Source organism: Flavobacterium limi (assembly GCF_010645075.1).
GTDB lineage: Bacteria > Bacteroidota > Bacteroidia > Flavobacteriales > Flavobacteriaceae > Flavobacterium > Flavobacterium limi.
This window is the reverse complement of sequence record NZ_JAADZV010000016.1, coordinates 41754-63778: the sequence shown is the minus strand read 5'-3', so window position 1 is coordinate 63778 and position 22025 is coordinate 41754. Positions and strand designations below refer to the sequence as shown.

Annotated in this window: 15 protein-coding genes; 7 read left to right on the top strand and 8 right to left on the bottom strand. The window is 33.6% G+C overall.

Going from position 1 to position 22025, the window contains the following annotated elements; all coding sequences use genetic code 11:
• Positions 1-550: 550 nt before the first annotated feature.
• The 5 genes from GXM16_RS22120 to GXM16_RS22100 form a co-directional block, all read right to left on the bottom strand.
• A complete protein-coding gene (locus GXM16_RS22120) occupies positions 551-1186 on the bottom strand; it encodes a DsbA family oxidoreductase (protein ID WP_163396675.1) in 636 nt (211 codons plus the stop codon).
• Between the two features lie 235 nt (positions 1187-1421).
• On the bottom strand, positions 1422-2540 hold the full coding sequence (gene dnaN, locus GXM16_RS22115; RefSeq protein ID WP_163396674.1) for a DNA polymerase III subunit beta: 1119 nt from the start codon (positions 2538-2540) through the stop codon (positions 1422-1424).
• A 106-nt stretch (positions 2541-2646) separates the two neighbouring features.
• Positions 2647-4332 (bottom strand): gliding motility-associated ABC transporter substrate-binding protein GldG, encoded by a 1686-nt coding sequence (gene gldG / locus GXM16_RS22110; RefSeq protein ID WP_163396673.1) that lies wholly within the window; start codon positions 4330-4332, stop codon positions 2647-2649.
• Entirely contained in the window at positions 4332-5057 is a 726-nt protein-coding gene (gldF, locus tag GXM16_RS22105; protein WP_163396672.1) for a gliding motility-associated ABC transporter permease subunit GldF, read from the bottom strand. The genes gldG and gldF overlap by 1 nt, the downstream gene beginning before the upstream one ends.
• 133 nt (positions 5058-5190) lie before the next feature.
• The gene (locus tag GXM16_RS22100; RefSeq protein ID WP_163396676.1) at positions 5191-6021 is read right to left on the bottom strand and encodes an SAM hydrolase/SAM-dependent halogenase family protein; all 831 of its coding nucleotides are present in this window, start codon (positions 6019-6021) and stop codon (positions 5191-5193) included.
• 181 nt (positions 6022-6202) lie between these two features.
• Here GXM16_RS22100 and GXM16_RS22095 point away from each other — a divergent pair, with 181 nt between their 5' ends.
• Together GXM16_RS22095 and GXM16_RS22090 are read left to right on the top strand one after the other, a co-directional pair.
• The gene (locus GXM16_RS22095; RefSeq protein ID WP_163396671.1) at positions 6203-7153 is read left to right on the top strand and encodes a PhoH family protein; all 951 of its coding nucleotides are present in this window, start codon (positions 6203-6205) and stop codon (positions 7151-7153) included.
• A 128-nt stretch (positions 7154-7281) separates the two neighbouring features.
• A complete protein-coding gene (locus tag GXM16_RS22090) occupies positions 7282-7674 on the top strand; it encodes a c-type cytochrome (protein ID WP_163396670.1) in 393 nt (130 codons plus the stop codon).
• A 179-nt stretch (positions 7675-7853) separates the two neighbouring features.
• On the opposite strand, the gene GXM16_RS22085 is transcribed toward GXM16_RS22090, so the two are convergent.
• Both GXM16_RS22085 and GXM16_RS22080 read right to left on the bottom strand, forming a co-directional pair.
• Entirely contained in the window at positions 7854-9806 is a 1953-nt protein-coding gene (locus tag GXM16_RS22085) for a GDSL-type esterase/lipase family protein (RefSeq protein ID WP_163396669.1), read from the bottom strand.
• A 183-nt stretch (positions 9807-9989) separates the two neighbouring features.
• Positions 9990-12719, bottom strand: coding sequence for a pectinesterase family protein (locus GXM16_RS22080; protein WP_163396668.1), 2730 nt, complete (start codon positions 12717-12719; stop codon positions 9990-9992).
• 357 nt (positions 12720-13076) lie between these two features.
• Here GXM16_RS22080 and GXM16_RS22075 point away from each other — a divergent pair, with 357 nt between their 5' ends.
• The 4 genes from GXM16_RS22075 (at position 13077) to GXM16_RS22060 (ending at position 20722) form a co-directional block, all read left to right on the top strand.
• Positions 13077-17423, top strand: coding sequence for a hybrid sensor histidine kinase/response regulator transcription factor (locus GXM16_RS22075; protein ID WP_163396667.1), 4347 nt, complete (start codon positions 13077-13079; stop codon positions 17421-17423).
• Positions 17424-17596: 173 nt separating this feature from the next.
• Complete coding sequence (locus GXM16_RS22070) at positions 17597-18427, top strand: Cof-type HAD-IIB family hydrolase (RefSeq protein ID WP_163396666.1); 831 nt, start codon at positions 17597-17599, stop codon at positions 18425-18427.
• 169 nt (positions 18428-18596) lie between these two features.
• Positions 18597-19553, top strand: coding sequence for a phosphoribosylaminoimidazolesuccinocarboxamide synthase (locus tag GXM16_RS22065; RefSeq protein WP_163396665.1), 957 nt, complete (start codon positions 18597-18599; stop codon positions 19551-19553).
• 29 nt (positions 19554-19582) lie between these two features.
• Positions 19583-20722, top strand: coding sequence for a glycoside hydrolase family 26 protein (locus tag GXM16_RS22060; protein ID WP_163396664.1), 1140 nt, complete (start codon positions 19583-19585; stop codon positions 20720-20722).
• Here the strand turns inward: GXM16_RS22060 and GXM16_RS22055 are convergent, their stop codons facing one another.
• Positions 20723-21217 carry a nuclear transport factor 2 family protein gene (locus GXM16_RS22055; protein WP_163396663.1) on the bottom strand — a complete coding sequence of 165 codons (495 nt, stop codon included), beginning with the start codon at positions 21215-21217 and terminating at the stop codon, positions 20723-20725. It lies immediately after the preceding gene.
• 305 nt (positions 21218-21522) lie between these two features.
• On the opposite strand from GXM16_RS22055, the gene GXM16_RS22050 reads away from it, so the two are divergent.
• Positions 21523-21906, top strand: a complete 384-nt coding sequence (locus GXM16_RS22050) for an ankyrin repeat domain-containing protein (protein ID WP_163396662.1) — start codon at positions 21523-21525, stop codon at positions 21904-21906.
• The last annotated feature ends 119 nt before the right edge of the window (positions 21907-22025 follow it).

The window sequence follows — 22025 nt, the reverse complement described above, 5'->3', positions numbered from 1 at the left end:
GAAAATCTCTTCTCTCTCAATTCTTATCTCTTGTCAGTATTTCGATGAACGCCTTCGCTGTTGCGGGTGCAAAAGTAGAACATCTATTTACATTTACAAGCTTTTTTATTGCATAATTTCAATCTTTTTTCAATTCTTTTCATAACTTATTGATAACACCGTTTTTACAAAACCATTTTTTTTACCAACACGTAAGCTTTTTCTGTAAATGTATGTAATTCCATCAATTTTAAGATACTTTTCATTATCCTTTTTGAAAAGTTTTAAACCTTCACACCTCTTTTCTGAGAATATTCATCACTTTAAAAGCTTATTATTATTTCCTCAAAACCGAAGCATTATCCTAAAACAACTCCAATAGCCCCGATAGAAGTGGAAATCCTTTTGTTTTTTCCTTTAAAAAAACAAAAGATTGAAACGGATAGCGGGAAATAGCTCCCTATTATTAATATTCCATACTCCCAATTTATTCATCATACTAGATATGTACAAAAAAAAAACCGACACGTTTTCAAAAATGCCGGGTTACGCTATTATATATGTATAAAAACTACTTCTTATTCCTAACCTCATTAATTGTTTGTACAAAGGCCTCAACGGGCTGAGCTCCTGAAATAGCATATTTTCTATCAAAAACAAAAAAAGGCACACCCTGCACACCAATTTCCTGTGCTTCGGCAATATCCTTTTTTACATCATTCAAAAACATACTTTCATTTTCTATTACTTCACGAACTTTATTTTCATTTAACCCAGCCTGGATTCCTAATTTTATTAATGTTGAAACATCACTCAAATCCTTTCCTTCTGTAAAATAAGCTTTAAAGAAAATTTCTTCCATTTCATCTGCTAAATTATTTTTTTTAGCCAAATGTATAATACGATGTGCAGTTAGTGAATTTGAAATAACTGCTTTATCAAAATGATAATCTAAACCAACATTCTTAGCACGCTCCGTAACACCTTTATGCATTTCTATTGATTGTTCAACAGAAATTCCTTTTCGCTCAGCTAAAAATGTATATACATCTTTTCCAGATTGCGATTCAATAGTTGGATCAAGCTGAAAGCTTTTCCATTCGATTTCAAATTCATCATCTGGAAATCCTGCCAAAGCTGATTCCAATTGTCTTTTTCCGATATAACAAAACGGACACATAATGTCCGACCAAATTTCTATTTTCATAATGTAAATATAAACTTTTTTTGTTTCAGGTTTCAAACTTCAGATTATCTTCTTTAGATTAATCAGAAATTCTAAACTAAAATAGCCTGAAAATAAAAAACCGCAACTCTTTTTTAAGAATTGCGGTTTTCAGGTATAAAAAATGGTTGGTTAATAGCGATATTTTTTTTTTTACAATGATATGTCTTTAATTTGGAACTAAAAAAAATCCTTGTAACAAAAACCAGTTTTGATGTTAACTATTTAACATCACAGGCATTACCAACATTGTAACAGTCTCTCCTTCCTCCAAACCATCAACAGGGGTTAAAATCCCGGCCCTGTTAGGTAACGACATTTCTAACATAATCATATCAGATTGCAGATTAGTAAGCATTTCTGTTAAAAAACGAGAATTAAACCCAATTTGAAGATCATCTCCCTGATAATCACAAGTTAATCTTTCTTCAGCTTTGTTTGAGTAATCAATATCCTCAGCAGAAACATTTAATTCAGCTCCAGCTATTTTTAAACGAATTTGATGAGTAGTTTTATTTGAAAAAATCGCAACACGCTTAACAGAACTTAAAAACAAAGAACGATCAATCATTAATCTGTTTGGATTTTCCTTTGGAATCACCGCTTCATAATTTGGATATTTTCCATCAATTAAACGGCACATTAAAATATAATTATCAAATGAGAAAGTTGCATTTGAATCATTATATTCAATTTTTACTTCAGCGTCAGAACTTCCAAGAATACTTTTTAAAATATTCAATGGTTTTTTAGGCATAATAAAATCAGCAACCTGAGATGCTTTTACATCTGTACGTGCATATTTCACTAATTTGTGAGCATCTGTAGCAACAAAAGTCAAACCTTCTGGTGAAAACTGGAAGAAAACTCCGGACATTACCGGACGTAAATCGTCATTACCCGCTGCAAAAATAGTTTTGCTTACTGCAGTTGCCAATACATCTGCAGGAACAAGCGTTACAGATGGATCTTCTAGATTTACTGATTTAGGAAATTCTTCACCTGCGGCATATGCTAATGCATATTTTCCTGAATTGGAGCTAATTTCAACTGTATTATTATCTTCAACTGTAAAAGTTAAAGGCTGCTCCGGAAATGTTTTTAAAATCTCAAGCAAAAGTTTTGCAGGCACAGCTACACTTCCTTTACTTTTAGAATCGATCGATAATGTAGCCGACATTGTAGTTTCAAGATCTGATGCTGAAACTGTCAACTCATCATTATTTAGTTCAAATAAGAAGTTATCTAAAATAGGCAACGTATTGTTGCTGTTAATTACGCTTCCTAAAACTTGTAATTGCTTTAATAAGTACGAACTCGATACTATAAATTTCATCTTTCTGTTTTTAATTTTTGAACCTATTTTAGTAATACAAACCTAAAAAATAGGGATTACAAATATATCGTAAACAATCTTAGTATTACAATTTTTTTATTAACACCTATTTACTGTATCTTGTTTTTCGAATATAGGTAAACACAATACCAAAAACCAACAAAACTAAGATTGGAAGTCCGATAGTTATGAATTGTGCCTGAGTATAATTTTCGTAAACTTTCTCTTTGTCCAATAACGGTAAATCTAAATCTTTGCTTCTAATGTTAATAAGTCCGGTATCATCCAGCAAATAATTGATACAATTCATTATAAAATCCTTGTTATCGTATAAATTGCCTGAACGCTGGTCGTATCCTAATTCTACAGGCTCCATATTTTTATCCAATTGGTTTCTAGCTATATCTCCATCAGATACAACAATCATTTTGGTTGGTTTACCATTTACTAAAAATGAATTTTCTTTGAAAGGCAAAACACGATTTTCAAAAGCCGAATGAAAACTTCCTTCTAATAAAACAGAAAGAACTAAGTTCCCCTTGTTAAGATAATCTTTTGGGGAAGTCTGCTCTGAAACAATCCCTAAATTAACTTCAAAAGGCGCTCCTATTTTTTTAGAATAAGGAGATGACTGTAACAAAACGGTTTTCTTAATTCCGTTTTTCAGTGTATCAATTGGACTCGCAAAGTCAAATTTGATTCCGCCTAAATTTTTCACAATGGGATGTTTGCTTTCAGGAGATACCAGTGGCGCAAATTTCCAGATAAAATCCTGATATTGTGTTGCACTTCCCTGCTCTCCTGTAGCTAATTTTATTGGACTTCCCTGTTCATCTTTTATTAAATCAGGATTTATTCGGAATCCATATTTAAAGAACATATCATTCAAATTCAAATCTCTTGGGTATGCTAAAGTTGCTCCAGCCTGATTATACAGACTGTCCATATCTGCCGAAACCTGATCAATTAACCATAAAGTTTTACCTCCATTTATAATAAATTGATCTAAGACCTGTTTTTCTTCATCAGAAAAAGTTTCAGTAGGTTTTGCTATGATGGCTAAATCGTATTTCTTTAAAGCACTTAAAGTTCCGTTGGGATCTTTGGAAACTGAATCTAGTGTAAAAGGGCCAATGTAATAGCTTTCACGAATTTGCATCAACATTTTGGCAACATGAATTTCTTTCATTTCACCATTTCCTTTTATAATAGCAACCTTCTTTTGTTTGTCTTTGACAATTTTATTGACAGCATCTGCAATGGAATATTCTAAATGCTGAATTGAGCCAATTACTTTTTGTGTAGTAGAAGCCCCCATTCTGTTTTTCAACAGGGGAATATTTATTTCTTTATTGTTGTAAACTGCAATTGCCCAGGGAAAAACCATTGCCTGAGATTGTTTTCCTTTGTCATCAACAGTAATATTTACAGGAGTCAAACCTTTCTGAAAAAGTGATTTTGTTAAGGCTTCGCTTTCATCTTCATTTTCTAAAGGATTAACAAACTCAAAAACAATATTGGAATTATAGGCTTGAAATTCCTCCAATAATTGTCTGGTTTCTTGTTGCAAACGTCTAAAATCAGCAGGTAAATCACCTTCCATATAAATCTTAACCGACAAAGGATTTTTGACCTGTTTTATAATTTGCAAAGAAGTTTCAGATAATGTGTATCTCTTATCTTTGGTCAGATCAAATCGGTAAAAAAATAAAGTTCCTAATACATTCAGGACAATCAAAATAAAAATAGTGATCCATAATGTTTTGATATTTATTTGAGCAGATGGTTTCATTAGGCTTTAAAAGATTTTAATTGATAAACTGTAAAAGACAAGAAAAGAACTGTAATGCTTAAAAAGTAAATTACATCCCGAGTGTCAATTACTCCCCTGCTCATACTTTTAAAATGATCCTGCATTCCCAAAACCGAGATAAAACCTGAAAATCCTGGAATTAGAGAAGCCAGACCTTCAAAACCGTAATAAAACAAAAAGCATAAAAAAACGGAAATGATAAAAGCTACGATTTGATTTTCTGAAAGTGTTGAAGTAAAAATTCCGATAGCTGAATAAGCCGCAATCAGAAATAATAAGCCGAAGTAAGAACCAATAGTACTCCCCATATCGATATTCCCTTCAGGAAAACCTAAATTCGAAATCACTTTTATATAAATAAATGTTGGAATAATTGCCAGAATAATTAGCAAAGCAGCACCGAAAAATTTTCCGTTTACAATTTCCCAAATTGATAATGGTTTGGTTAAAAGCAATTCAAGGGTTCCCTGTTTTTTTTCATCAGAGAAACTTCTCATGGTAACTGCCGGAACAAGGAAAATCAAAATCCACGGGGCTAATGTAAAAAACGGAGTCAAATCAGCATAGCCAGTATTCAGAATATTGTAATCTCCTTCAAAAACCCATAAAAAAAGTCCGTTGCTGATTAAGAAAATCGCAATGACCAAATAGCCAATTGGAGAACCAAAAAAGGATTTTATTTCCCGTAAAATGATTGATTTCATGTAAAACTTTTATTCTTTTAATTGTTTTTATGTACTTGCCCTGGTATAAAAGCCAAAGCTTTGCAAGGGCGCAAAAATACCAAAATAGATTGTTCTTTTTTATTTAAATTTTAAAATTCAGATGCCGGAAATTTTAACTTGAAAACTCAACCGTAATCACATCCCGATAATTCAATCCTAACAGACTGTTTGCAGATCCTACATTTGAAGGATTGCTTCTGAAAATAGCAATTTCAAGAAATCCGGCTTCGTTAAAAATAGCCAGTTTCTCGCCTTCGTATGTTTTGATTGGATATTTGTCAGAGGTTGCAACTGCGGAATAATTCGGCAGAATCGTTTTGATATTTTTTGGTTTCATCACAATTTCATAAGGTCGTCCTTTGGCAACTTCAGTAAATTGTTTTTTAGAAATATTCGTGACAACATTTCCAAAATGGTCAATATAGATCACATACCCTTTTATAGAATTCCCGTCATTTGCTACAACAGGCTGCAATTCTGTTATTTGTTTGATTTCCTGAATTTCTTTTCCGATAACATTCAGCAAACCTCCTTTTGCAATATGACAGGCGACCTGAACAAAAATATCCAAATCACTAAATTCATCCGGAAAACGATCATGAATATTGATTTCAACAATTTTCTGCGGAACAATCTTCTGCGTAAGCATACTTAAAATACCGTTATCGGCACAAATAAAGTAATGATCATTCCATTCCATAGCGATGTGCTGATTCTCTTTATTGCGTTCGATATCTACACCAATTAAATGCACGGTTCCTTTTGGAAAACTCAAATATGAGGCTCCAACAACATAACTTGCTTCAGCAGTGTTGAATGGATCAATATCGTGTGAAATGTCAATGATTTTTGCTTCCGGAATTTCAGAAAGTATTTTACCCTTCAACGAGCCAACAAAGTGGTCTTTCAAGCCGTAATCGGTAGTAAGGGTAATTATTGACATCATTTTGTTTATAACTATTGATAGTATTTAAACCTAAATTTCATTAAATTTGAGAAATGCAAATCTAAGAATACTTAATGCAAATTGAAAGAAAGAAATACAATTTGCCCTTAAAGATATAAACATACCCGACAGCAATAGATTTACAAACAAATTTATTTTTAATTTAAAACTACCTCATTTGAACGAAAGAATAATAGAGCTAATAGACATCGCTCCTAAAGAATTTTGGGGCGCTCAGGACAGCCATTTGGAAATTATCAAAAAGTACTACCCAAAGCTTAAAATCGTAGCACGAGGGACCACTTTAAAGGCTTTTGGAGAAAAAGAAGTTTTAGATGAATTCGAAAAAAGATTTCAGAGGCTTATGCTTCATTTTACCCGATACAACAACATTGACGATAATGTAATTGAACGTGTCATTATGAGTGATGGTCAGGATGAAAGAAAATCATTAGATCATGACAAAATACTGGTTCATGGAGTTGGCGGTAAAATTGTAAAAGCTATGACTCCTAACCAGCAGCTGTTGGTTGATACCATCAAAAAAAATGATATGGTTTTTGCCGTTGGACCTGCAGGGACAGGAAAAACGTACACAGGTGTGGCAATGGCCGTAAAAATGCTGAAAGACAAGGAAGTCAAAAGAATTATTCTAACCCGTCCGGCAGTTGAAGCAGGAGAAAATCTGGGATTTCTGCCAGGAGATATGAAAGAAAAGCTTGATCCTTATATGCAGCCGCTTTATGATGCTTTGCGTGACATGATTCCGAACGAAAAACTGGAAGACTACATCCTGAAAGGAATTATTCAGATTGCCCCTCTAGCCTTCATGCGTGGACGAACTTTAGACAATGCTTTTGTAATTCTTGATGAAGCACAAAACACCACACATTCACAAATGAAGATGTTTTTGACCCGTATGGGGAAAAATGCAAAATTTATGATTACAGGTGACCCGGGTCAGGTTGATTTACCGCGCCGCACTATTTCCGGACTTAAAGAAGCCCTTTTGGTATTGAAAGACATTGATGGCATCGGAATTATTTATCTGGATGATAAAGACATTGTTCGTCACAGACTCGTTAAAAAGGTTATTGATGCTTATAAGCAAATAGAAAACCACGATTGATTAATTTTTAGTGAAATGTCAAATGTAAATCGTAGAATGTATTTTGGCATTTAGTGGTATTCGTTTTATTCATGTTCTTTTTGAAATGAGTAAAACGAATATTTTTTGACCATAAATTATGATTTTATATGAGGTTTAAAATTTTCAGTTTTATATTCTTATGTATTTTTATTTCTTGCAAAGAGAAAGAAAATTATCAAAACGATTATTATCAAAAACTTGCTTTAGAGAAAAACGAAAAAATATTTGAAGCGATAGGAAAAATGTATTTTGAGAAAAATTGTTTGGGATGTCACGCTAATAAGGGCGCAAAAGACAATTATTTAGAATATGCAATTAAAGACGATAAATATGAATTCCTGTTTCTGAAAAACTTTATTACTCAACAGAATAGTCTTTTGAAAAATAAAAACAAAGAAGCTTTAGCATTAAAAGACTGGAGTAATAACAATGTTTACTTACATAGTTTTAATTTTAATGAAAATGAAATTAAAGCAATTTTACATTATTTAAAAAACTGAACTTGTAAGGTTAAAATATCAACAAAAGATAATTTAGGTTATAAACACCATTTTTTTAAACTTTACAAATCGTTTTAACAATTGCTTGGATTAGATTAAAACCAAAAAACCATCAGAATAAAATCTGATGGCTTTCAATTAACATCAATTGTATTATGAACTGTACATTTGATTAAAATTTATGGCACTAAGAACTTTATTGTTTTGACACTCTCTTCAGATTCAACTTTACCAATATAAACTCCTTTTGTTTTTGGCAATTCTACCCCTGTATGATTACTAATAATGGTTGGTTTAAGCACTTGTTTTCCGGTTAAATCATAGATTCTGATTTTACTATTTTCGGGAGCATTTTCTATCTTGATAAAACCATCTTTTACTGTCCATTTTAATTGACTTTTCAAAAAATCATCAGTGCCCAGGCTAGTTGCAGGAAGAGCAACTCCATGAATTCTGACATCTGAAAGACAAATTCTCTTTCCGGTAGTAGCAGAAGCAGTATTGTACCATGGATAAACACGAACTTTTAATGTTTTTCCATAAGGAATTTTAAGCACCGGAATTTTTGACACCGCATACATGGTGTTTGAGGTCATACTCGTCAACTCTCCAACAACAGACGTGGTTACAAAATCATCAGTAGAATACGAAATACGACATCTCATACCGTTTCCTCCTGCTCCACCAACATATAAACTTATTAAATCAACATTTAATTCTGTTCCCGCAGCAGGAGAAATTCCGAACTGAGTATAACGCGTTGATACCTCATCAATTTCTCCGGCAGGCCAGCTTCCTCCCGGAGGTTCATTTCTTTGAGTTTTTCGTGTCGTATCATAACCGCTTCCTACCGGCCAAATAGTTGCAGTTCCGCTTGGTGCAGCATAGGACTGAACAGACATCCCTGTATGTGACTGGTCCACAGCAATAGCAGGACCTTGCAAAACGTAAGTATCATTTGTAGTCAATCCCCAAATAAGATTCACTTCTGTTCCTCCGGTTAATGTAATAAAATTGGCTGTTAAAGGGATTGTTTTTGTTACGCTTCCGTTGGTTACGGTCAGTGTACCTGTTTTATTTCCTCCAACAGGCTGTGTTGCTGAAATATAAAATTTTGTAAAGGCAAGATTCCCACCTGTGTAATTCATCGTAATTGAAGAATTAAAAGTATCCGTTTTGTTCGCTGCTATAAGAAAACCATTGTCTACGGAAAGATTGAATGTTCCTGCTGCAGGCTGAAGATCAAAACCTGTAATAGTTACTTCTTTCGTAAGCGTCTGACCTGTGTAGGCATCACCAAAGTCACAATTAGCCGGATTGATTAAAACATCTGTTGATGTATTGATATTAGATGCCAAAATATTTTGTTTTACCATTTCCTGAGCGCATAATCTGGCGGTTAGTGTCCCTAACAATGCTGTTGGATGGGTTGAATCTGCAGAAACATAAAGCTGTGCTGTACTGGCAGCATCACCATAAGATTCAACTAAGGTTTTTGTCAAGGTAGTCAAATCGATAAGCTGTACGCCTTTTTCTGTTGCAACTTCTCTCATAGCATAAGGATAATCATAAGTATGGTCTGTTGCAGGAAGGCTAAAGTCCGGACCTAAATCATGAAGTCCTTTGCGTGTAATCGTGCCCCCACTAAAATATTTTCTACACATAGACGTGGCCAAGATAGGAGTAGCATTCAAAGCACGAGTCTCATCAATATACTTTCTGAGATAATCTTTATAAGTTGTTTGCGGATTTGTACCTCTGTAGTCTGAGCCGTTGATTGGGTTTGCAGGATCAGTTCCACCATCAAGTCCTCCGTTTTTCTCATCGTTATGAGCAAACTGAATGATGACATAATCCCCAGATTTTATCTGCTGTTTTACGGTTGTCCAATAGGGTGCTTCCATATAAAAACTTTTACTGCTGGCTCCATTTTTTGCACGATTATTAACTGTAACTCCTGAGTTGAAAAACTGCTGGAACATCATTCCCCAGCCTCTTATATCTGAAGTACTTTCGTCATAATTTGCCATTGTAGAATCGCCAATGGTGTGAAGTGTAATTTGTGCGTTTACTGAAAAGATACTGCAAAAAACTAATGCAACAACGAATAATTTTGATAATATTGATTTCATTTTTGGATTTATTTTATGTATTTATGTATATGAAACATATACTTTGTGGTATTTTTTAACTGGATAAATTATAATCTTACCGTTGGGTAAATTAAAAAGGTTCTCGATACATTTTTTGTTGCGTTTCTCTACACAAAAAATACTCGAACTGACGATTTAATAATTACACCCAACGGGTTAATCTTACTTTTTATAAACTTTTGTAGCTCCTTGTCTTCCGTTGATTTTATAACGAACAATATAGATTCCTGTTTTTAGATTATTCAGGTTTATTTCTGTAACAGTAGATTTTGTATGATAAACACGTTGCCCTGCAAGATTGTAAACATCAAGATTTTCAATTACACCGTTTACTTTCAACATGCCATACTCTAAAAAAACATTTTCATCTAAACCCAAATTACCAGAATTTACTGTGATTGAACCTGTGCCTGTAAGCAGTCCCGGATGTGTAGTGGTATTGTATGTTCCGTTTGCCAGCTGAGTTCCGTTTAGCGTAAATTTTTTAACATTAACAGCCACGTTTAATACAGCCGAAGAAGAAGAACCGGTTATATTCATATTTAATTCGTCTCCGGCACATTTTGCATGATTGAAAACAGCTTTGTTATTAAAAGCTAAATTGATTGTACCTTTACCAAAAGCATTTTCAACGGTTCCGTTGATTGCAGCTGAACCTCCGGCGTTTGCTGCAGCAAGAGTCAAATCCCAGATTCCTGTAAAACTGCTGTTATCCCCTCCTAATTTTACCGTTGCTGCACTTGCAAAATCCCTGATGTTACGAACAATCACTTTATTGCTTCCCGAAAATGTTCCCGGTAAATCCATTGTGTTTCCTGCTACGTTATTACTACTCATAGTTAGAGAAATATCACCTTCTAAAATAATTGGAGCATTTAGATAGAAACCTGTACCACTTGTCGCATAAGTTATAACAGATCCCTGAGCCATTCTCACCGGACCAGAGCATTTTGAATCTTTTGTTTGTCTTAAACGGATAGTTCCACCTGTTTTTACATACATATCAGCTTCAAATGTCGTGAGTGTGGTTTCAATGGTTATACCAGTGTTCACATTCACTTTCTCACCTGCTTTTGGCAACAGTGCCGGAGAATACTTAGTGACATCGTCCCACAATCCTCCTAAAAAACCAAACTCACTTGGTCTTCCGATAATTATTTTCCCTGTTCCGCTAATAGTAGAAGCATTTGTAGCCGAAGTGTAAACACCAACTGGCTGTAAAACCCCATCAATATACCATTCATTGATTGTGATATCCTGGGTAAGAACAATTGAGGCTGTTCCTTCTGTATAAAGTGCTGTTTTTACATCGACAGCAGTACTTAGATCAACTGTTAATTTTCCATTAGTTTTTATAGTGATTTTTGGCGATTTTCCTAATGAATTAGCGATTTTAGCCTGAAGTTCACCTGCTTCGATAACTAAATTCCCTGTGTAGCCTGAATTATTACTGTTGAGCTGGACAATTCCTGAACCAGTTTTAGTGATCTGGTGAACACCGCTTATCATAGCAGTAAGATTCAGATTAGCAGAACTGTTGATTGTTACGGTTCCTTTAGTCTTGATATTTCCGGATAAAGTTGCACTGGCAATACTGGAAATTGATGCCTGATTAAGTGTAAGCAAAGTTGTTGAGCTATTAGCAGAGACATCAATAACTGCCCCGTTCAATAAATTCAAATCTGCAGCAAAATTTCCTCCATTGGCATTTATTGTAAAATTTCCGTCAACGTTTGCTGCTTCTGATGCGGCCGGTACAGCATTTGGGTTCCAGTTGTCTGCTTCAATCCATCCGTTATTATTAGCGCCCGCATCCCAATTGTATACGGTTACGGTTGGAGGTATGGCTGTAGGATCCCAATTGTCAGTGCCTGCCAATACAATTTTAGGTTCGTATAAATTGGCTTCAGTCTGATCTGACAATGGCCTGATGCCTACCCAATTTGCTCTTCCGCTCATATCAGCTCCAGGACCAGTATTCATCCATTCATACAATTTAAGTCTTGGATCTGTATCGGAATAAGCCATATTCCATTTATCACCCCAGCCTAAAGGGTCGATTTCTGCAGGCATTGTACAATAAAGCCAGGTTACTTTTGGGTATTGATGCCATGGGCGTCCGAATTTAATTTTCATCCCATCATCGCCTAACCTTGGGCTATTCGGCTGATACGTCAAATTACATTTATAAAATACAAAACCGTAAGTCTGCGTTTCTTCGCTTGAAGGAGCTGTTATCCATGCCCCGCCGTAACTTCTGATTTCACATTCGTTAAAAACACCAACTCCACGTCCATAGATATAATCAGTACGGCCTAAAATCATACAGGATTTGAAATAAGCACGTGAAGTTTCAGCTGTCCAGAAATAAATAGTATCCTGATAAGCAGTTATATCACAATTGACAAATACATTCCGGTCTGCACGAAGCGTTAATGCCTGCGCCTGTCCTACTGGTCCGGCTGTATTTCGGATAGTTATATTTTCTGCTCTGAAATCATTTGCCATGATAGTAAGTGTTGCTGCCGTAGCCACTAAATTTGTATTTGAAGCCCAAAGTGCCACTTTAGCATCAGGGCACAGGCCATCTCCTCCATCGTTACAATTATAAATATCATAAGAGATAATGGTTTCGGTCCTGCTTTCACCAATTAAAGTTAAATTGGTTTTATTGGCAGGAACTAATAATTTTTCCTTGTCGTACAACCCTCTTTTCACATAAATGATCGTAGGCGTTCCGGCAGGTGCTGCATCAATTGCGGCCTGTATCGAAGTAAAATTTCCGGATCCATTAATATCTACTATGATATCCGGGCTAAAGCTCTGAGCAGCAGCTGTATTAAAAAATAAAAGTCCTATAAACAGAAGGACAAAAAAGTCGAGTTTTTTCATAAAATTAGATAGTTAGTGATTGGTTGTTTCGTAAAGTTGTTTAAATTTTTTAAATAGTTAACTATTCAAAATATTTTAGAATTAATCAATAAAAAATCAGCATCAGGACCTCTTGAATATTTATTTATTCATCCAGTAAAAAATCAATACTGTATTTTTAATGCCAATTTTTTAATTAATTAATACCTTGCATCAAAACTATTTTAATAAAAGAATAATGAGTTTCAAATTTTGGTCATTTACTTCCAATTTTTTATCATTAGCTGTGTTTGTCGGGATTGCAATTGACTAATTCTATTTTTTAAAATTATTTTTAAACCGAAAAAATTACTTTAATACACTAATCCGGAATTGTTAATGAAAAAACTTCTATTGATTAAATTTTTAATTGTTAATTTATTTGTTGCTTCTACAAGTGAATTAGGAGCACAAATAAAATGCAAAATAGAAAATTACTCTACAGAGGATGGACTGTCCCATGATGCCATTGCTTATACAATGAAAGACAGGGAAGGTTTTATGTGGTTTGCTACCTGGGATGGAATAAACAGGTTTGATGGCAAAAACTTCACCACTTACAAAGCAGCTGCCGGGGACAATAGCAGCCTCAGCAATAATCGTATTGCATTAATCAAGGAAGATGCTTACGGATACATATGGCTTAAGGCTTATGATCGCCAGATTTACAGATTCGATAAAAGCACAGAATCGTTTCTTTCTATAGCAAACATTTTAGGCACAACTAAAATTGAATTTGATAATGTTTTTCCAACCAACAATGGAAATGTTTGGCTCACAACAATGGACAAAGGCATTTTTTTAATACAAAAAAAAACTGATGGTCAAATAAAAATCAACTGCTTCAGACAAAACTCAAAATCTGGTTTTTCGATAGCTTCAAATAAATTAAATTTTCTTTTCAGAGATCCGGATAATTCTGTCTGGATCTGTTCTGCAAATGGATTAGATCATATATCAAAATATGATAGTCAGCAATATCAGAGCAAAAATATAATACGTAACACCAATATCAAATGTCTTATTGTTCCTGATAATAATGTCTGGGCCGGAAGCGAAAAAGGTATGTTGATTCGTTACAATAAAATTCACAAAAATTATTGGAAAGCAGCTATCGCTAAAAAAAGCATAAATGGAATCATAAAATCAAAAACCGGCAATTTACTGTTCTTAACCACGTCATCAGGAGAGTTAATTACTTTTAATTCCAAAACCTTAAAAATAGAATCGACACTTAAAATTTCTGATTCGCCAATTTATAAAGTCTATCAGGACAAACAAGGCCTATTATGGATCGAACCTGAGAAACACGGGGTTTTTATGGTAAATCCCAAAGAAAAAAAAGTTCGATTTTTTTCTCAGCAAACCGATGCTACTTTTTTAGATCTAAAGCATAGCTTTGGCTTTTTTGAAGATAATTTCAGCAGGGTCTGGATAAAATTAAAAGGTGGCGGCTTTGGATATTATAACTCCAAAAACAATACATTAGATTATTTTTTTAATAAACCCGGGGATGAAAATCAGAAATTTTCGAACATCGTTTCCAGTATGTATTTTGACCCTTCAGGAATTCTCTGGATCAGCACTGATGACAGAGGTATTAATAAAGTTGTTTTTCAAAAAAATATTTTTAAAGAACATCTATTAATTCCGGGCAGTAAAATAAAATCTGAGAATGAAATCAGAGCTGTTTTTACAGATAAAACCAATAATCGATTATGGATTGCATCAAAAGCTGGAAAAGTAAAAATTTACAGAGGCAATAAGGAATTAAAAAAACCATTTATAAATTATCAAACAGATGAAATTGGTCATATATATACTATTGTCGGCGATAAAAAAGGAAATATCTGGCTAGGAACAAAGGGAAACGGCCTTTTTAAGGCAACACCTGTCAATAACCTGCATTCTCAGTACGTATTAAAACAATTTAAAGCGGACAAAAAAAATCTTAAAAGCATAAGCAGCAACCAAATCTATTCTATTTTAGAAGATAATAAAGGGCGGATTTGGATAGGTACTTATGATAATGGCATCAATTTAGTGGAAGAAAACAACGGACAAATTAACTTTACACATCAATTCAAAAATTACCCCGTTACTGAATCCAATAAAGTCAGATATCTGGCAGAAGGCTATAAAGGACAGATATGGTTGGCAACAACAAACGGATTACTAACTTTTGATCCTGGCAATTACAATTCCGATAAAATAAAATTTTCAAGATATAAAAAGATTTCCAGTGACAAATTTAGTTTAGGAAGTAATGATGTTTTGTTTCTTTATAAAGATTCGGATAATAAAATGTGGATTTCAACGGCCGGAGGCGGACTTAATCAGGCTATTGAAAATGGGGATCATTTAAAATTTCAAAACTTCACGAAAAACAATGGCTTGCCCAGTGATTTTATCCTGAGCATGACAGAAGATAATGAGAAGAATTTATGGTTAGCAACTGAAAATGGGATTTCAAAATTCAATTTAAGCAATCATACTTTTAAAAATTACGACTCCAATGATGGTTTACTGAAAACAGGATTTTCTGAATCGACAGCTCTAAAACTGCCAAATGGTGAATTGATTTTCGGATGTAGAAACGGATATTTAATTTTTAATCCAAAGAAAATAGAAAACCAAAAGAATAGTGCAAAAATGGTTTTTACAAATTTTGAAATCAATAATAAAAATTCAAATGTAAAGTCTTCTGAATTCCCATTAAAATCTAATATAAATTACAGCAATAATATAGAATTAGATTATACAAAAAATACGATCAGTATTTATTACACGGTTTTAGATTACAGATCAAGTAACAAACAAATGTATGCTTACCGTTTAAAAGGTCTCGACGATACATGGCATGAAGTAAAAAACCAGAAAAAAGCAACCTTCACCAATTTATCGCCCGGAGATTACGAGTTTCAGGTAAAATGCACAAACACAGACTTATATACTAATATTCCTCAAAAAAATTTATCGTTTACAATTACTCCGCCTTTCTGGAAAACCAATTTGGCCTATTTTTTATATGCTGTTCTTATTATTAGTCTGCTTGAAATCTCAAGAAGGATTGCTTACTCTGTGATACGACTGCGAAACAAAGTTGTTGTAGAACAAAAAATGACCGAATTAAAACTGAGTTTTTTCACTAATATCTCACATGAATTAAGGACTCCATTAACCCTGATTGTGAATCCGATAAATGAAATTGCAAAAAATGAAAAGCTAAGTCCTTTGGGCAGTGAATACATCGAAACAGTGCGAAAAAATACTAACCGTTTAGTACGTTTTGTGAATCAGTTGCTTGATTTTAGAAAAGTTCAAAGTGGCAATGAAGAACTCCATATTGAACCTGTAGAACTAATTTCTTTTGTAAATGAAATCAATAGTTTGTTTTCTCACGCAGCTAGTGAGAAAAATATCAAAATTAAAACACTTTCTGATTGCGATGTACTTAATGTAAATCTGGACAAGCAAAAAATGGATATTACCCTCTATAATTTATTGTCAAACGCAATCAAATTTTCTCCAAACAACAGTATCATTACAGTTGAAATAAAAATAGAATACGATCATATTTTAAACATCATTGTAACAGATCAGGGAGCCGGAGTAGATGAAGCCAAGCTTGAGGATATCTTTAAGCTTTATTACGAAACAGACAGTGGTACAAATAAAATAGCAGGTACGGGAATTGGTCTTGCACTTTGTAAAGAGTATGTGCAATTACATCAGGGAACTATTTATGCTAATAATACTACCAATAAAGGTCTTTCAGTTTACATAAAAATAGATTTAAACAATCCAGTTTTTCAGAACAACAATTATGACTCAATGGTATCAGAAGAAAAACAAAACAAATTTGCTGCTAAAAGACAAGACAATAAAAACCAATTAGTTGAAAACAATTATAATACTAACTTTCCTGTAGTTTTAATAGTAGAAGACAATCATGAATTAAGGTCATTTCTAAAAAGTCAGCTACAGCATTTTTACCAAATACTGGAAGCTGAAAACGGAAAAGAAGGTTTTGTAACGGCTTCAGAAAAACTTCCGGATTTAATTTTAAGTGATGTTATGATGCCGGAAATGACTGGTATTGAATTACTCGATGCACTGAAGAATAAAACCGAAACCAGTCATATTCCAGTCATTTTATTAACTGCAAAATCATCTGTTGAAAGCAAAATAGAAGGTTTGCACTATGGAGCAGATTATTATATTACGAAACCTTTTGATACTGATTTTCTACTAGCTTCAATTCAAAATTTAATAAAGTCCAGAAAGAAAATTTTCGAACAATTGCAATCGAATGTAAAAACAATTGAATTAGAACCCGGAGAAATAGTAATTACGACCAAAGACGAACAGTTTTTAAAAGACATCATAGCTATAGTAGAAGATGGTATGACGAATCCAAAATTTAATATTGATATTATTGCAAATGCATTGAATATGTCAAGAGTTACGTTCAACAGAAAATTTAAAAGCCTCACAAACCTCACACCTGTAGAATTTGTCAGCGAGATGCGTCTAAAAAGAGCAAAGCAATATTTCGATGCAGGAGAAACAGATATAGCCACTGTTGCCTATAAAGCAGGATTTAACGGCCCTGGCTATTTTAGTACCTGTTTTAAAGAGTGTTATAAAATTTCCCCTTCAGATTATTTAAAACAGAAACAGTAAGCTGAGTCTAAAATTCTTATTGCAATTATTCCAAAAACATGAAAGAGAGGTTTGGAAACAAATAGTTAAATAAATAATAAACTTCCCTTAATTAGGGCGTCAAAGACCTTCAAATTTTGTTCAACTGTGCTTAAAGCAGTAAATTTGCACCTCCTAAATATTTGATTATTAATATGACTAAGCTTAAAAATATAAAAGTTGTTGTAAGCGACCTGGATGGAACATTACTCAACCCTCAACACCGAATTTCAGATTACACCAAATCCATTTTTCAGGAACTTCACAATCAAAATTATCTTATCGTGGTTGCAACAGGACGTCATCACCTTGATGCTATGACAATTATCGAAACACTTGAAGTACCGGTTTACTTAGTGAGTTCAAATGGCGCCCGAATTCATTCGCCGGAAAAAGAAGAATTGTTTTCTTTTAATTTAGACAGTGATGTTGTAAAAGCAGCTTTGAATGTTGAAATTGATCCTGAGATTACAGTGGTATTATTCAAAGAGAATGTTTGGCAGACTAATAGGGTAAATGAAAGGTTAAATGCTTTTCAGGCCGAATTAAAATACCGTCCGGAATTGGTTGATTATAAAACCCTGGAAGATTTTGGAGCCATTAAATTTTTTTTCTCCTGTGATGACCATGAAAAACTGGTAAAATTAAAAGATGCTGTTCTGGCGAATTCTTCAGAACATTTGCACCATGCATTTAGCCTGCCAACCTGTCTTGAATTTATGGATAAGTCAATTGATAAAGCGGTAGCGATTGAAAGAGCTCTTGAAAAAGAAGGTTTTACATTAAAAGAAGCAGTATGTTTTGGAGATGGCTTCAATGATGTTCAGATGCTATCGGCAGCAGGAAAAGGTTTAATTATGGGAAATGCTCCGGCTTTATTAAAAGAAACTTTGTCCGATTTGGAAGTTATAAAAACCAATGGAGAAGATGGCGTCGCAAAATATATCGCCTCAAAAATACTTGATAAAGAATTGACGTCAAACTAATTTGTTCAATACAAACTCTAAATCCCTGAAATACTAATTCAGGGATTTTTTTATTTCAAATTTTAAAATGCAATTTAATCACATTTCTAATTTATCTGCTCTATTTGATGGTGTACTCTGTGAAATAATTTTAAATTTGCATTTATAAAAAACAACACAACAAAGGAAAATGAGCAATACAATCACAACCACAAATTTTAATTTCCCGAACCAGAAGTCAGTTTACCGAGGAAAAGTTAGAGAAGTTTATAATATTAATGATGAGCTTTTAGTAATGGTCGCTACAGACAGACTTTCTGCATTTGATGTGGTTTTGCCAAAAGGAATTCCTTACAAAGGACAAATCCTTAATCAGATTGCTACCAGATTTATGGAATTGACTGAAGATATTGTTCCAAACTGGCTGATTGCAACTCCTGATCCTAACGTTGCTGTTGGGCATTTGTGCGAACCTTTTAAAGTCGAAATGGTAATTCGCGGTTATCTTTCAGGACACGCTGCAAGAGAATATGCTGCAGGAAGAAGACAAATCTGTGGGGTAACTATGGCAGAAGGTTTAAAAGAAAATGATAAATTTCCTGAACCAATCATAACACCGACTACAAAGGCTGACAATGGCTCTCACGATGAGGATATTTCCCGTGAAGACATTTTATCAAAAGGAATTGTTTCAGAAGAAGATTATATTGTTTTAGAGAAATTTACCCGTGATTTATTTCAAAGAGGAACTGAAATTGCTGCAGAGCGCGGTTTGATTTTAGTGGATACCAAATATGAATTCGGAAAAACAAAAGAAGGCGTTATTGTTTTGATTGACGAAATCCATACCCCTGATTCTTCGCGTTATTTTTATGCAGATGGTTATCAGGAAAGACAGAACAAAGGCGAAGAGCAAAAACAATTATCAAAAGAGTTCGTACGCCGCTGGTTAATCGAGAATGGGTTTCAGGGTCAGGAAGGACAACAGATTCCAGAGATGACAGATGCTTACATTGAATCTGTTTCTGAAAGATATATCGAATTATACGAGAATATTTTAGGAGAAAAATTCGTTAAGGCTGATATTGACAATATTGACCAACGTATTGATAAAAACGTATCAGAATATCTTGCTTCTAAAGAGTAATTTTAGGGTTTAAATTAACCATTTAAACCATGAATATATTCACAAATAAAAAAAATGCCTTGCTAATTGTTTTAATGACAGCAGGGCATTTTCTTTTTGCACAAATTGATAAAAAGGCAACAAAAGAAACCGAGAATTTATACAACAATCTAAAACTGATTTCAAAAGAGCATATTTTATTTGGTCATCAGCATGCAATGGAATATGGACATGGATGGTCAAATGAATCTGACAGATCGGATGTAAAATCTGTAACCGGTTCACATCCTGCAGTTGTAGGAATCGATTTCAGCGATTTTTCAGGACAATCAAAAGAGAATATTGAAAAAGAAAAAGAAAGACTGAAAAAAAATGTAATTGATACTTATGAACGCGGTGGCATTACTACTGTTTCCTGGCATTTCAAAAATCCGGCATCAGAAGGAGGCTTTTATTGGAAAGACGGAATCTCGACTGCTTCAATGGCTTTAATTAAACCAGACGGTTCTCATCACCAACAATACAAAGAAATTTTAAAAACAATAGCTGATTTTGCCCATTCTGTAAAAGCAAAAGACGGCAAGTTAGCTCCCATGATTTTCAGACCTTACCATGAGTTTGACGGAGACTGGTTCTGGTGGGGTAAAAAATATACTTCCCGTGAAGATTTTATAGCTGTCTGGCAATTTACAGTTACTTATTTGAGAGATACTTTGGGAGTTCATAATTTTATTTATGCTTTTTCACCAGATAACCGTTTTAATTCTGAAGAAGAATATTTAGAGCGATATCCCGGAGATGATTATGTCGATCTCTTTGGAATGGATGATTATGGTGATTTTGGACGTGACGGAAAATATGATCCCGAAGCTGCGAAAAAGAAATTGAAAATAATTTCAGATATCGCAATTAAAAAGAAAAAATTAGCTGCTTTTACTGAGACAGGTTTAGAATCAATTCCGAATGCAACATGGTGGACTGAAATTTTATTAAAAACATTACAATCAGAAAAGTTAGAACTCGCTTATGTTTTGGTTTGGCGTAATGATATTAAGAGCCCCACACATTATTATGCTCCTTTTCCCGGTCAGGTAAGTGTGCCAGATTTTATAAAGTTCTACGAAAACAGCTATATTTTGTTTGAAAAGGATTTGAAAAATATTTATCAAAATAAATTCAGACTTAGATAATTAATGCAGGCTTACTACACGGCATATTTTCCAATTGCTTTTTTCCTTTTTCCAAAAAATCATAAACCTTCCTGTTTTTGATTCTGTATTTGCCGCTTCAGCATTATTATGAAATTTATGCAAACCAATTTCTATAGCTCCATAATTCTTTATTGGATAGACTTCGATGCTTCCTTTTACTAATTCACGGGTAACTTTACCACAGATGTTATTTTTAGTGCCTTCTATAATATCTTTTTTAGAAGTCATTAATCCTCCCTTATCATGATAGAATTCAATATCCTCAGAATAAAAATCACCATATTTCTCCAGATTTTTATCGCATGAATTATAAAGATCAAAGAATATACTATCTAAGCTTACAATTGTTTTATACAGTTGTGGATCTGGTACATAATTTTTTGTAATAGGATATTTATACATACTTGAAGTGCTGCAGCTTAATGTAAAAGACATAAGCAGAATTACGATTGGTATAAATATTTGAATTTTCATAGCATATTACAAAGTTATAATGTTAATTTTTATGCTTTTATATGTTTGTAAACTTAATGAATACCTTCTGGATTGTTGATATATTTTAACAATTACTGCTGATTTTGTATAATTTCCCTAAATCCTGTAACAAAATTGAAATTAAGGCGTCTATAACAGTAATGAATTTAACAGGACTAGTTAATCTAATAAAATGTTAATAATTAGTTAAAACATAGTACCTTGCAATACATAATACAAAAAATAGAATATCTTTACATCAGAATTAAAAATCATCATTAATCAATCAACAAACAACAATCGTTATGAAAAAATCAATCGTTTACTTAGGAGTAGCTTTAGTAGCTTTTACAAATGTTTCTTTAGCTTCAGATTTCAAGTCTTTAAATGAAGACAAAAAAGTTATAATTACACCTTATGATGCATCGCCACTAAATGTGGCAATTTTAAAAGGAGATCTTCAAATCGTTTTAAAATTTATTGAATACGGGGCTGACGTGAATGAAATAAGCGAAGAAATGACTCCTTTAATGACCGCTGCCCGTTACAACAAAGTTGAAATCATTAAAATTCTATTAGCACAGGGAGCAAAGCCTGGTATTAAAAACGAAAAAGGATTCACTGCTTTTAAATATGCACAATTATCTAATGCAGCAGAAGCAGCTGCGATTTTGAAAGATTTGAAATAAAATCCCTGAAAATTTTTAAGAGTTTGAGTTAGTAATTGAAACGACCTTCCTGAGCAGAAGGTCGTTTTTATTTTTGTGTCTTTTAGCCCCGATGGGACTGGCATCCTTTTATGGCGGGG